A 13,698-nucleotide genomic window follows, 5' to 3' on the forward strand; every position below is an offset into this window, starting at 1 on the left:
ATGGCGTGAATCGATTATACTTTTAATTGATTCACGCTTTTTGATTTTAAAAAAATTTCAAAAAACAATTGTATTTCAGAAAAAATCAGGAAATTGCTCAAAAAACAAAATCTATTAAAATGTTTAAAAAATACATTCTTATTCCTTTTTTATTGCCTTACCTAAATTCATTTTCACAAGAAATAGTAAAAGAATTTGACCTTAAATTAGAAAAGAAAAGAGACTATTTTCAGGTTATCAACGAAACCGATAAAGAAGTTATTTTGTTCCTAAATGATAAAGAAAAAGTCAGTTCTGTTAGATTTGATGAAAAATTCAATGTAAAAGACTCTTTATCAACTACGAGACCAGAAAAAAAATACAAAGAAATTGTTGGATATAGTCAGAATGAGCGTAATTATTTTCTTTTCTGGGCATCTGAAGACAGAAAGGAAATTGATGTTCAGTATTTTAATTTCATAAAAAAAGAAACCAATACAACTCCAATCAATTTAGAATTAAAAAAAGAAAAAATAGTTAAGGAGCTTACAATTAATAGTACTTTTTATTTAATTACAATTGTCAAGAACACGAGTATATTAAAATTCTATATTTCAGATAATGATGGCAATTTAAATGAAAAAATTGTAGACTTATCTCATCTAAAATTCAAAAACAGTTCTAATCAAAATGTGCTATTATACAATGTATTAATAGGAGGAGATCCATTTAATCCTTCTATACAAATGGAACATATTAGCAATGAAAGTCAGCCTTCATTAGCATTGAGTTCAAAGGAATTTAAGATTTACACGTATAAGAAAGACGAAATTATTTTGACATTAGACAATAATACTTCTTCAACAGATATTTTAAAAATCAATCTTAATGATTTTACTGCTAGTTTAAAATCGATTGAACAGCCGAAAATAGCACAAGACACATCTGATTTGAATTTTACTAAATCAAATTCTTTTTTAATTGATGATGCAATTCTACAAATAAAAACAAATCCCAGTGTTTTATTTTTAACCATTAGCAATCAAAATGGAAATAGAATTAATCAGTATAAAACCTTGCGCGACGAAGAAATAAACTATAAAAACTCTGATGTTTTTCAGGAAATAAAAAGTATTCATAATAAAAAAGTCCTTGAAAAACCAAAACAATTTATCCGAAAAATCAATAATTCTAGCCCGGCTGTAACTTGTTACAAGTTAAATGGTTTATATTATACTGTAATAGGGAGCTCGCAAGATATAGCTCACGCAGGAGGCGGAGGAATGGGAATGGGTGGTGGTTTTGGAGCAGCTCCAATGTCTTTTGGTTTTGCATCTAGCTATACAATAGGAAATTTGATTTCTTATAAAGATAAAAATGTAGTTTACACCAACTGCTTATTTGATTTAAATTTTAACCATGTAGAAGATAAAGTTCAAACTTCAGCCTTCGAAAAAGCAAGATTATTTTTAGAAGAAAATGAAGATCTTAAAGAAAGTACATCTATTTTTGGCAAGGATTTATACCAAGATTTAATTGTTTTTAAATTCAACTCTTTTTTATATTTAGGAAATTATAATAATCTGAATAAAAAATATCAGATTTTTAGTTTTACGGAATAATAGAAACATGACGACACTTTATAAAACTCCCGATTCTGCAATTCGGGAGTTTTTCTATAAGAACACTTTCAAAACACTAATTTTGCATTTCGATTAAATAATAAATAATGAAACTCACCAAACCAAGATTAGCCTTAATCTGTGGGATACTTTGTATTTCGATTTTCCCGATATTGGTTAAACTGAAATTAGCACCAGGATTAATTTCTGCTTTTTACCGTATGTTTTTTGCAGTCATTTTGCTTTTGCCGTATGTAATTATCACAAAGAGTTTTAAACTCCCAAAGACCAAATATTTGCTATTGGCCATGCTTTGCGGTATTTTATTTTCTTCTGATGTTGCGGTTTGGAATATTGCAATTCAGGATTCGAGTGCAACTCAGGCTTCACTGCTGACAAATTTATCGCCACTTTGGGTTGGAATTGGTTCATTCTTCTTTTTAAAAGTAAGACCGGCAACCAATTTCTGGATTGGAACAATAGTTTCTTTATTCGGAATGGTGACTTTGGTCGGCTTTAGTTTTTTTATGGAACTGAATTTTAATCAGGCCTTTTTGTTCGCGGTTTTATCAGGAATTCTATATTCAATTTATCTCTTGGTCAGCAAAAATGTACTTTCAGAAGTTGATGTTTTATCGTTTATGACGATCAGTTTATTGGCTTCGAGCGTTTATCTGGGAATTCTTTGTTATTCACTAGATCAGCCTTTTAACGGATTCTCAAATACAGGTTGGTTTGTTCTGGTTTTGCAAGCTGTAATTTGTCAATTGTGCGCCTGGCTTTCGATCAGTTATGCGACACAACACATGCGCGCGACCAGAGTTTCGTTGAGTTTATTGAGTCAGGCTGTAATAACTTCCATATTAGCTTGGTTGTTTTTAGAAGAACAAATAACTTTACAGATGGTTTTCGGCGGAATTATTTTGCTTTTCGGAATCAGAATTACTTTTTACGATAAGGCTATTTCTTTGAAAAAACTGTTTTCTAAGGATTGAGAAATGGAACGCGGATGACACGGATTTGGCCGGATTTATTTTTTAATTAATGCTGAAAAAAAGTTTCACGCAGATTTTGCAGATTTAAGCAGATCAAGGCAGATGTTAAAAGAAAATCATTTTAATCAGTGGTAAAAAAATTAGCGAAAATTTGTGCAATTTGTGGCAAAAAATTTCACGCAGATTTTACAGATTTAAGCAGATCAGTGCAGATATTTTTTTTAAATCTTTTTAATCTTTTAATCTGTGGCAAAAAAAAGAAAATTCGTGAATTCGTGGCGGAGAAAACCTGAAACAAAAACAAAACCTGAAACAAAAAACTATGTTACATAAAAACAAAATACCCAATTTAAAAGTAATTGCATTTGATGCAGATGATACTTTATTTGTAAACGAACCCTATTTTCAGGAAACTGAACATAAATTTTGCGCTTTGATGGAAGATTATCTTTCGCATCAGGGCATTTCACAGGAATTATTCAAAATTGAAATTGAGAACTTGCCTTTATACGGTTACGGAATTAAAGGTTACATCCTTTCGATGATTGAAGCGGCGATGAACATTTCAAACAATACCATTCCGATTGAAGTTATTGAAAAAATCATTCAGTACGGAAAAGAATTGCTCGAAAAACCAATCGAATTGCTGGATGGAATCGAGGAAACTTTACAGGCTTTACACGGAAAATACAAATTGGTTGTGGCGACAAAAGGCGATCTGAAAGACCAACACAGCAAGTTGCATCGTTCAGGTTTGGGGCATTATTTTCACCATATCGAAGTAATGTCAGACAAGCAAACTATTGATTACGAAAAATTGTTAGGTCGTTTAGATATTCAGTCCAATGAATTTTTAATGATTGGGAATTCATTAAAATCAGATGTATTACCGGTTTTAGAAATCGGCGGTTATGCTGTACATATTCCCTTTCATACTACTTGGGAACATGAAAAAATTAATCATAAAGTCGAGCACAAACATTTTAGTTCTTTCGAAAAAATTTCTGAAGTGCTCCCTAATTTATTATAATGAAAACACTTTTAGACTTAGAAAACTGGAACAGAAAAGAACATTTTGCACATTTCTGCAGAATGGAAGAACCATTTTTTGGAGTAACAGTTGAAATCGATTGTACCAAAGCCTATCAAGCGGCCAAAAGTTTGAACAGTTCTTTTTTCATCTATTATTTGCATAAAACCTTAGTTGCCGTAAATGCAATTGAGAATTTTAGATACCGTATTTCAGAAGGCAAAATCTACATTAACGATCGTATCGATGCTTCGGCAACCATTGGTCGCGAAGATGGCACTTTCGGATTTTCATTAATTGAATATAATTCAGATTTCAAGGTGTTTGAAAAAATTGCTTTAACAGAAATAGAACGTATTCAAAACACAACCGGACTTTTCACCCGATCATTTGATGATGATAATGTGATTCATTTCTCGGCTATTCCGTGGTTAAATTTCACATCAATATCTCATGCCAGAAGCTACACTTTTCCGGACAGTTGCCCAAAGATTTCATTTGGAAAAATGATGATTTCTGAGTCTGGAAAACGAACCATCTCAATGTCAGTTCACGTTCACCATGGATTAATGGATGGTTTACATGTTGGCCGGTTTGTTGACACCTTTCAAGACTTAATGAACTCTTAATGTTTATCTTACACAATAAACCTTATTTTGTTATGTTCTGGACTTTTAAAGGAAAGTAATTCTTATAAATAATTGTTGGTTTGGGAAAAATTTAAAATCTCAAATACAATGAAAAAAATTGTAATTACTCTGGCGTTTGCATTAAGTTTAATGCATGCAAAAGCACAAACAGAAAACAATACGACAACTTCTTATAACAAGTGGTCTATAGAATTAGATGGCGGTTTTAATAAACCTCAACGTCCACTGACGTCGGGTTTTCATACTTCAAGAATTAGCCCTTTTACAGCTGATTTGGGAATACGCTATATGTTGAATAACAAATTTGGTTTAAAAACTGATTTTGGATACAACAGTTTTACAGGTCAAAATAATCGCTCAATCGATTTTGATTCTAAGTACTACCGAGTTGATTTACAAGCTGTGACTAATCTGGGAAGAATCATGAATTTTGAAACCTGGACCAAAACAATTGGACTTTTAGGACATGCGGGTTTTGGAGTTGCACAGTTAGAGAACAACGACTTACATGTTAAAGACAGAATGGGTAATTTGATAGCTGGTCTTACAGGACAAATCAGGTTAACAGACAGAATTGCTTTAACAGGTGATATAAGTACCATTTTGAATGCCTTTCAGGATCATACTTTTGATGGTGCTAGCGCTACAAATTCAAGAGGCTTCTCTGGACTTTTATTTAACGGAACTGTTGGACTGAATGTTTACTTAGGTAAAAACGAAAAACACGCTGACTGGGTCGTAATCTCTGATAATACAGATATTGCTGCTTTAGAAAACAAAGTTGCCAATCTGGAAGCTCAGGTAAATAAAATACCTGAAAAACAAGTAATTGTTGAAAAACCGGTTACGACTACCGTAGTAAATGACAAAGATGTTATCAAAGAATTGATCAATGACAAATATTACAGTGTTTATTTTGATTTCAACAAATCGACACCTATCGAAAATTCAACTGCGGCTATAGATGTGGTTTTAACCTATTTAAGAAAAAACCCTTCTGCATCTCTTGATATTCTTGGTTATGCAGACCAGGTGGGAAGCTCAGAATACAATGAGAAGCTGTCTAACGCAAGAGCAAATAACGTAAAAACTATTTTTGAAAAAGCCGGTATTGCTTCATCAAGATTAAATGTTGTCGCGAATGGTGCTGACACTTCAATCCAAAAAGATTCAGAAGAAGCCAGACGTTTAGCAAGAAGAGTTACTTTTAGAATAAAATAATTTCTTTTTTTAAATAAAATGAAGCCCTAAATTTTCTTTAGGGCTTTTTTATTTTGTGATTCTTAAGACATAAAATCTATCAGAAATAATTTGTACTTTCATGGTTCAAAATCTATCCAATAAAACTGGAACAATATTTGTAGCTAAAATAATGTGAAAAAAATTGTACTATTATTTCTTCTATTTTCTAACTCATTATTGTTCAGTCAAACAATATTGAATTCCTACCCGTTAGATTTAAAAAAATCAAACGGGTCAGAACAGATTTTGACCGCTGAAAACAAACAGACTCACGAAGTTTTTGCCTTTGCCGCAGATAGTGAGAATATCTCTATTTTAAAATACAACAGCTCCCTATTCCTGACGGACCAATATAAAGGTCCCTTAAAAGACATCGGTGATAAATCTCTGGTTGGATATAGTTTTAGTGCAGACGGCTTACCTACACTCTATTGGTCAACAAAAGATTACGGAACTATTATCGCTATTAAATATTTCTTTGGAAACAAAACATCCAAAAACTTAAACTTTGTATTTACCTCTGAAAAGCAAACTATTATAGCGCAATTTCAGTTAGAAAATTCATTTAATCTCCTTGTCAAAGATTTAGAAGAACAAACACTTGTTCTTTATACTTTTGAAAATGGCACTGTCAAGCAAAAAATATTTGATTTTTCAGCTTTCAAATTTCAGAATAGAAACACGAAATTCGTCACTTTCAATTATGTTATTCAGCAAAATCCCATTGAAAAAATTGAAGCAGAAGAATATACTCCTTTATTCAGAAGTACTACAAAAAGCAAATTATACATCTTTCCAAATCGTTTTGTTTTAACTTTAGATCATAATCCTAAAAAAACTCAGGTATTTGATATAAATCTCGAAACGGAAGAGATTAAAGAAAAAACCTTTACGCAATCGGCTATTCAAAAACCTAAAAAAATAAGTAATTCATTTTTTCAGGATAATAAATTGTATCAAACTATTGCCAGTGATGAGGAGTTATTCCTTGATATAAAAGATTACAATTCCAATGAGACCCTAAAAAGTTTTCACATTACAAAAAATGACACCATTAATTTTAAAACATCTCCATTATTAATTCAGAGAGAGGATGAAAAAGCTAAAGAATTAAAAACAACAAAAAAGTTCCTTAATTATCTTTCCTATTTAGATATTGGTTTATCGGTTTTTAAAAACAAAGAAAATACTTTAATTACATTAGGAGGCACTCCTAACAAGATCAGACAAGGCAGTTTCTTTATTGCCTCTTATTCTGTTGATGATTTTGGATTTTATGATAATAGTTCATCATACTACCCACCGAATTATTCTTCGGGATACATTCATACAGAAACAGTTTATTTTGAAAGCGTTTGGAATCCTAATTATAATGTTGTAAAACAAGAACAATTAGAGCCTTTGGCGATTGATAATATATTCTATTTTATGAGTCTGAATAAGCAAATCGCATTAGACAGCATTTTAAAATATAAAGATTTCTATATTCTTAGCTATTACGACACGGTTTCAAAACAATATGTAATGCGTAAATTCAAGGATGGATTTAATGCAGATGATCCATTTCTTGAGCGATTAAATACTCCTTCGTCTTTCAAAAAACCTTTTCAGAAAAGGCCTTAAATTTATTGAGAATTAATCCAAATGTCTACGGTTTCAAGCTTTCAAAAAACCGGAATGGATTATTTTTTTTAACTTTACAAAAAAGACACATATTATGCTAAAGAAAAATATTGAATCAGCTTTAAACAAGCAAATACGTATAGAGGCAGAATCTTCGCAAACCTACCTTTCTATGGCTTGTTGGGCTGAAGTACACGGATTAGAGGGAATTGCTCAATTTATGTACACACAGTCAGACGAAGAGCGTGCACACATGCTAAAACTGGTTAAATATGTTAACGAGCGTGGCGGGCATGCAACAATTACAGATCTAAAAGCACCAAAAACATCTTATACTACATTTAAGGAAATGTTTGAAGCGCTTTATAGCCATGAAATTTTTGTTTCAGAATCTATTAATGAATTGGTTCACATCACTTTTGAAGAAAAAGATTATGCAACACATAATTTCTTACAATGGTATGTATCAGAACAAATCGAAGAAGAGGCTACTGCTAAATCAATCTTAGATAAAATCAACTTAATTGGTGACGATAAAGGCGGACTTTACTTGTTTGACCGTGATATTCAGCAGTTAACAGTTACAAGCTCAATCGCTATCAATCCAAAATAAAAAAGTTAAAGTTTATTTAGAATATTTAAAAATAACAAAATTATTTTATATTTGCCTCTGTTTTATAATACAGAAGGAAAGTGAGCAAGAAAGAAAAAGACAAGGACAAAAAAAAGGATAAGAAGAAAAAGAAGAATAAAGTTATCCTTGAGAACATTAAGAAGTTAGAAAACTGTAAATCTTCTTGTTGTGAAAAATACAAAAAGAGCGAAAAGAAACGCTGCTCGCGTTGTCCTATGTTCGATTTATTCAAAAAAACTGCTTAAACAATATATTTCAAAACCCACCGAAAAATCTGGTGGGTTTTTTGTTTAAATTGCAGACCTCTTTTGATATTAAAAAGTTTCAAAATTTAACTATGGAAAACCAGATTACGATACCTAAATCCTCTCTTGATTTTTTGCTTCAACTTAAAAGCAACAATAACAAACCCTGGTTTGAGACAAATAAGCCTACTTACTTAAACGAATTAAATCATATCGAAAATTTTGCAGGTGCCTTGCTTCAGGAACTTTCTAAAACGGATGTTCTTGAAACTGCTTCCGGAAAGAAAAGTGTTTACCGAATTTATCGCGATATTCGGTTCTCTAAAGATAAAACTCCTTTTAAAACCTTTTGGGGAGGAAGTTACACCAGAGCAACAGCAGCAAGACGTGGTGGTTATTATTTTCATCTGGAACAAGGAAACAGTTTTCTTGCCGGTGGATTTTGGGGACCAAATGCAGCAGACTTAAAACGAATAAGAACTGAATTTGGACATGATCCTGAATCCATGAAAAAAATATTGAACTCAAAATCTTTTATCGACACTTTCGGGACTTTACAAGGCGAACAGCTTAAAACAGCTCCAAAAGGTTTTGATGTAAATCATGAAGCCATTGATTTACTTCGTTACAAACAATTTTTGGTCATGAAACGTTTTACTGATGATGAAGTTTTAAGTCCGCATTTTTTAGAACAGGCATTGGAAACCTTCAAAAACATGAGACCCTTCTTTGACTATATGAGCGAAATTTTGACAACGGATATAAATGGTGCTTCTGTTTTATAATTATACATACAAAACCCGACAGTCCCGATCCCGAAGTTTCGGGATCGGGACTGTCGGGTTTACTTCACAGAGCAAATAGTACTACTTGTTTAGCAACAATATTTCATTTACTACAACTTCGGTTATATACTTCTTCTCACCGTTTTTGTCATCATAACTTCTGTGGGTTAGTTTTCCTTCAATAGCAACTTCTTTTCCTTTTACTACATATTTTTCGATAATTTCAGCGACTTTACCCCAAGCTGTAACACGGTGCCAATCCGTTTGTTCTATTTTTTCACCTTTGTCATTTTTATAATAATCGTGTGTTGCGATCGTTAGTTGTGCTAATTTTTTTCCATTTTCTAAGGTTTTGATTTCAGGGTCGTTTCCTACGTTCCCAATTAGTTGTACTCTGTTTTTCATTGCATTCATGGCGTATACTTTTTAAATGTTCTTATAAAATTGAATTCATTTGTCAAATTCAACAATGCAAAGATGCGGTTGATTTCAAAAATTAGCCGGTTAACAACTATTTACTTTCGGTTGTAACTATTTGTAAGCGTTTGTAAATGGAAATATTTCACTATATTTGAGATAAATCTTACTTATATATGCAGGCGAAAATTAATAAAGTCGAATTAAGAAACTTAGAACTACATGATTACGAACAATTGAAAAATTCAATGGTTGAATCGTATCCGGAAATGGCCAACACTTATTGGAGATCAAATGATATTAAAAAACTGTTATCTATATTTCCTGAAGGTCAATTGGTTATTTTAGTAGACGGAATTGTTGTAGGATCAGCCTTATCACTAATAGTAGATGAAAAATTAGTTGACAAAAGACATAATTACAGACAAATCATTGGAGATTATACTTTTTCAACCCATAATCCAAATGGCGAAATTTTGTATGGTATTGACGTTTTTATTCATCCTCATTATCGTGGCTTACGTTTAGGCCGTCGTTTATACGATGCCCGCAAGGAACTTTGCGAGCAATTAAATCTAAAAGCAATAGTTTTTGCGGGAAGAATTCCTAATTACGCACAGCATTCAAAAAAACTCACCCCTAAAACTTATATAGACAAAGTAAAACATAAGGAATTACATGATCCTGTGCTTTCTTTTCAGTTAAGCAATGATTTTCACGTTTTGAAAATTATCAAAAATTATTTGGAAGGCGACGAAGAATCAAAAGAATTTGCGGTGCTTTTAGAATGGAACAATGTCTATTATGATGAAAGTCCGAAGCTAATCAATCTGGAAAAAAGTGTCATTCGACTAGGATTAATCCAATGGCAAATGCGTCAATTGAATAATATAGAAGAATTTTTCGAACAATCAGAATTTTTTATTGATGTTGTTTCTGGCTATGGCGCCGATTTTGCCTTGTTCCCCGAACTTTTTATTGCGCCCCTGATGGCAGATTATAATCATTTATCCGAGGCGGAAGCGATTCGGGAGCTTGCCCGATATTCTGATCCTATCAGAAAACGTTTTCAGGAATTTGCCATTTCGTATAACATCAATATCATTACCGGAAGCATGCCTTATTTAGACAATGGTAACTTATACAACGTTGGTTTTTTATGCAAAAGAGACGGAACTTCAGAAATGTATACCAAAATTCATGTGACTCCAAATGAAGTACAACATTGGGGAATGAAAGGCGGATCGCAGTTTAAAACCTTTGATACGGATTGCGGTAAAATTGGAATTTTAATTTGTTATGATGTTGAGTTCCCGGAACTTTCAAGAATCATGGCCAATGAGGGCATGAATATATTATTTGTTCCTTTTTTAACCGATACCCAAAATGCCTACACGCGCGTAAAACATTGTTCGCAAGCACGTGCCATCGAAAATGAATGTTATGTTGCTATTGCCGGCTGTGTAGGTAATTTGCCTAAAGTAAACAATATGGATATTCAATATGCACAGGCTTCTGTTTTTACGCCTTCTGATTTCGCTTTTCCGAGCAACGGAATTAAAGCCGAAGCTACCCCAAATACTGAAATGACACTCATCGTTGATGTTGATTTGAACTTATTAAAACAACTTCATGAACATGGAAGTGTACGAATATTAAAAGACAGAAGACATGATTTATACGAAATTAAAAAAATTGAACAATGAAAACCTGCCTTGAATGCTCCGAAAAAATTGTAGGCCGTGAAGACAAAAAGTTTTGTTCCGATAGTTGTCGAAATGCCTACAACAACAAAATAAATAAGGACAGCACTAATTTCATGCGAAATGTAAACAACAAATTACGAAAAAATTACCGTATTTTGGTCGAGCTAAACACGGAGGGGAAATCAAAGGCAACAAGGGATAAAATGATCAATAAAGGTTTTGATTTTGATTTCTTTACCAATATCTTGCAGACCAAAACAGGGAATACCTACTATTTCTTGTATGACCAGGGATATAGATCTTTGGACAATGATTATTTTATGCTTGTAAAAAAAGAAATATAGTACTATTCATCATGAAAAAAAACCCCACCTCAATTCTTGCCGTAGTATGTATTTTAGCAATTCTTGGTATTATTTACGCCACCATGATGCCGCAATGGATTTCGAAAGAAGAGGAAGCTCTTGCCGAATTTTCGACCGAAAGGGCCCTAAACCAAGTCGAAATTATTGCTCAAAAACCACATTATGTCGGATCAACTAATCACGAATTAGTAGCAAACTACCTTAAACTTGAATTGAACCGAATTGGTTTAGAGACTTCTGTTCAGGAAGGATTTACACTAAACAACAAGGGGCTTTTAGTAAAATCCAAAAACATTCTGGCCCGCATAAAAGGGACCAACAACTCAAAAGCGCTTTTATTACTATCCCATTACGACAGCGCGCCACATTCATTTTCTAAAGGAGCAAGTGATGATGCTTCGGGCGTAGCCACCATTCTTGAAGGTATTCGTGCTTTTATGTACTCCAAACAACCACAAAAAAACGATATTATAATTCTTTTTTCAGATGCTGAAGAATTAGGATTAAACGGTGCTGAACTGTTTGTAAACAAACATCCGTGGGCTAAAGACGTTGGTTTGGTTATTAATTTTGAAGCCCGAGGATCTTCAGGTCCAAGCTATATGTTAATGGAAACCAATAAAGGAAATGAAGCTCTTGTAAAAGAATTTTCAAAAGCCAAAACCAAATATCCGGTTTCTAATTCGTTGATGTACAGCATTTACAAAATGCTTCCAAACGATACTGATTTAACTGTTTTTAGAGAACAAGGAAATATTCAGGGATTTAATTTTGCTTTTATCGATGGGCATTATAATTATCATACCCAACAAGACGACATTTATCATTTAAATAAAATGACACTGGCACATCAGGGGACATATCTGATGCCTTTATTAAAATACTTTTCAAACATCGACTTAAATGCAACAAACTCAACTGTAGATGATGTTTATTTCAGCGTTCCATTCTCATTTATAAGTTACCCGTTTACCTGGGTTTTCCCAATGACAATAATTGCTTTGGGTTTACTAATTATTTTTATTTTTATTGGAAAAGCAAAACGCTTAATCTCTTTCAGGGAGATTTTCAGAGGTTTTGTTCCGTTTTTGGGAGCTTTAATCATTGCCGGTTTGGTAACTTTTTTAGGATGGAAAATCGTTTTGCAGATCTACCCTCAATATTCAGATTTGCTTAATGGCTTTACCTACAATGGACATGCTTACATTGGAGCATTTGTTACTTTAACTATCGCGATTTGCTTCGCTTTTTACAACCATTTTTCAGAAACAAAAATTACGATGAATCACTTCGTAGCGCCTTTGCTGCTATGGATCATTATCAATTTATATTTAGCCAATAGCTTAACCGGCGCAGGATTCCTTATCATTCCGGTTTATTTTGGAATTTTCTTATTTGGAATTTTTGTTGTTACACAACATTACAGTTTGGGTTTAAACTTATTATTTACGCTTCCGGCGCTTATAATTGTTGCACCATTTATTGTAATGTTCCCAATTGGTTTAGGCTTGAAGATTCTTTTTGGAAGTGCCGTACTTACTGTTTTACTTTTCGGATTATTGCTTCCAATTTTTGGTGATTTTATTAGAAAAGGGGCATGGGCCACATTCTTTTTTGTTGTATCTATTGGTTTTTTTGTTTACGCAGGTTACAATTCTGGTTACGAGCACGGAAAAGCAAAATCGAACAGTTTACTTTACGTATACAATGCCGATACAAATTCTGCCGTATGGACAACATACGATGTAAATCTTGATGATTGGACCAAAACCTATTTGGGAGAAAAAAATCAAAAAGCGGTTGGGCTAAATGCGCTGCCACTTGCCAGCAAATACAATTCTGGTTTTACCTACAGTGCCATTGCACCGGTTGTTGATGTTCCTAAACCAACAATTTCTTTCTTAAAAGACAGTGTCGTAGGTAACAATCGTTATATGAAAATACAAATTACACCGAACCGCAAGGTCAATCGTTACGATATTTTTGCCCATCCTAAAATGACTTTTTACAACTTTAAAGCCAATGGAGTTTCAACTTCTGGCCAAAAAGGAAATAGTCTGGAAAGAGAGGGCATGAAGATTTTATGTTATTATGTTGTAGGTAATGAACCACTTGTAATGGAATTCTACATCAATAAATCGTCTATTTTTGATATGGATTTAATTGAAAGCTCTTTCGATTTGATGACCAATCCATTATTCCAGGTAAAACCAAGAAGCGACTGGATGATGCCGACACCTTTTGTTTTGAATGATGCTGTTTTAATTCAGCAAAAAATAAAAAGATATACCGCGCCAGTTCCAACAATCGAAGCTGCGCCAATCAAAGATAGTGTGACTGTTGCGAAAGACAGTTTAACACCAGTAGCTAAACCGCAACAAAACAATAGTTTATAAAATAGAAAT

General features: G+C 33.0%; 12 protein-coding genes. 11 read left to right on the plus strand and 1 reads right to left on the minus strand.

Annotated features, from left to right (window positions below; translation table 11 throughout):
- Positions 1-119 precede the first annotated feature (119 nt).
- The 8 genes from ASC72_RS06650 to ASC72_RS06690 all read left to right on the plus strand — a co-directional run bounded on the left by ASC72_RS06650 (position 120) and on the right by ASC72_RS06690 (position 8,805).
- Positions 120-1,601: a hypothetical protein gene (locus ASC72_RS06650; protein ID WP_131725786.1), complete on the plus strand. Its 1,482-nt coding sequence runs from the start codon at positions 120-122 to the stop codon at positions 1,599-1,601.
- A gap of 107 nt (positions 1,602-1,708) precedes the next feature.
- Complete coding sequence (locus ASC72_RS06655; protein WP_056188701.1) at positions 1,709-2,596, plus strand: DMT family transporter; 888 nt, start codon at positions 1,709-1,711, stop codon at positions 2,594-2,596.
- 322 nt (positions 2,597-2,918) lie between these two features.
- The gene (locus ASC72_RS06660; RefSeq protein WP_056188704.1) at positions 2,919-3,626 is read left to right on the plus strand and encodes an HAD family hydrolase; all 708 of its coding nucleotides are present in this window, start codon (positions 2,919-2,921) and stop codon (positions 3,624-3,626) included.
- Entirely contained in the window at positions 3,626-4,255 is a 630-nt protein-coding gene (locus ASC72_RS06665) for a chloramphenicol acetyltransferase (RefSeq protein WP_056188706.1), read from the plus strand. Before ASC72_RS06660 ends, ASC72_RS06665 begins: the two co-directional genes overlap by 1 nt.
- 108 nt (positions 4,256-4,363) lie before the next feature.
- The gene (locus ASC72_RS06670) at positions 4,364-5,497 is read left to right on the plus strand and encodes an OmpA family protein (RefSeq protein ID WP_056188780.1); all 1,134 of its coding nucleotides are present in this window, start codon (positions 4,364-4,366) and stop codon (positions 5,495-5,497) included.
- A 216-nt stretch (positions 5,498-5,713) separates the two neighbouring features.
- Positions 5,714-7,141: a hypothetical protein gene (locus ASC72_RS06675; protein WP_056188709.1), complete on the plus strand. Its 1,428-nt coding sequence runs from the start codon at positions 5,714-5,716 to the stop codon at positions 7,139-7,141.
- A 94-nt stretch (positions 7,142-7,235) separates the two neighbouring features.
- Positions 7,236-7,754, plus strand: coding sequence for a ferritin (locus ASC72_RS06680; RefSeq protein ID WP_056188711.1), 519 nt, complete (start codon positions 7,236-7,238; stop codon positions 7,752-7,754).
- A gap of 358 nt (positions 7,755-8,112) precedes the next feature.
- Entirely contained in the window at positions 8,113-8,805 is a 693-nt protein-coding gene (locus ASC72_RS06690; RefSeq protein ID WP_056188716.1) for a DUF2461 domain-containing protein, read from the plus strand.
- An 81-nt stretch (positions 8,806-8,886) separates the two neighbouring features.
- On the opposite strand, the gene ASC72_RS06695 is transcribed toward ASC72_RS06690, so the two are convergent.
- Positions 8,887-9,219 (minus strand): single-stranded DNA-binding protein, encoded by a 333-nt coding sequence (locus ASC72_RS06695; RefSeq protein ID WP_056188719.1) that lies wholly within the window; start codon positions 9,217-9,219, stop codon positions 8,887-8,889.
- Between the two features lie 179 nt (positions 9,220-9,398).
- Between ASC72_RS06695 and ASC72_RS06700 the strand changes: the two genes are divergently transcribed.
- The 3 genes from ASC72_RS06700 to ASC72_RS06710 are packed head-to-tail and all read left to right on the plus strand — an operon-like array spanning position 9,399 to position 13,689.
- On the plus strand, positions 9,399-10,928 hold the full coding sequence (locus ASC72_RS06700) for a bifunctional GNAT family N-acetyltransferase/carbon-nitrogen hydrolase family protein (RefSeq protein ID WP_056188722.1): 1,530 nt from the start codon (positions 9,399-9,401) through the stop codon (positions 10,926-10,928).
- Positions 10,925-11,272: a hypothetical protein gene (locus ASC72_RS06705; RefSeq protein ID WP_056188723.1), complete on the plus strand. Its 348-nt coding sequence runs from the start codon at positions 10,925-10,927 to the stop codon at positions 11,270-11,272. The genes ASC72_RS06700 and ASC72_RS06705 overlap by 4 nt, the downstream gene beginning before the upstream one ends.
- Positions 11,273-11,283: 11 nt before the next feature.
- A complete protein-coding gene (locus ASC72_RS06710) occupies positions 11,284-13,689 on the plus strand; it encodes a M28 family peptidase (RefSeq protein WP_082564255.1) in 2,406 nt (801 codons plus the stop codon).
- The last annotated feature ends 9 nt before the right edge of the window (positions 13,690-13,698 follow it).

The organism is Flavobacterium sp. Root420, assembly GCF_001427905.1.
In the GTDB taxonomy this organism is placed as follows: Bacteria; Bacteroidota; Bacteroidia; order Flavobacteriales; family Flavobacteriaceae; genus Flavobacterium.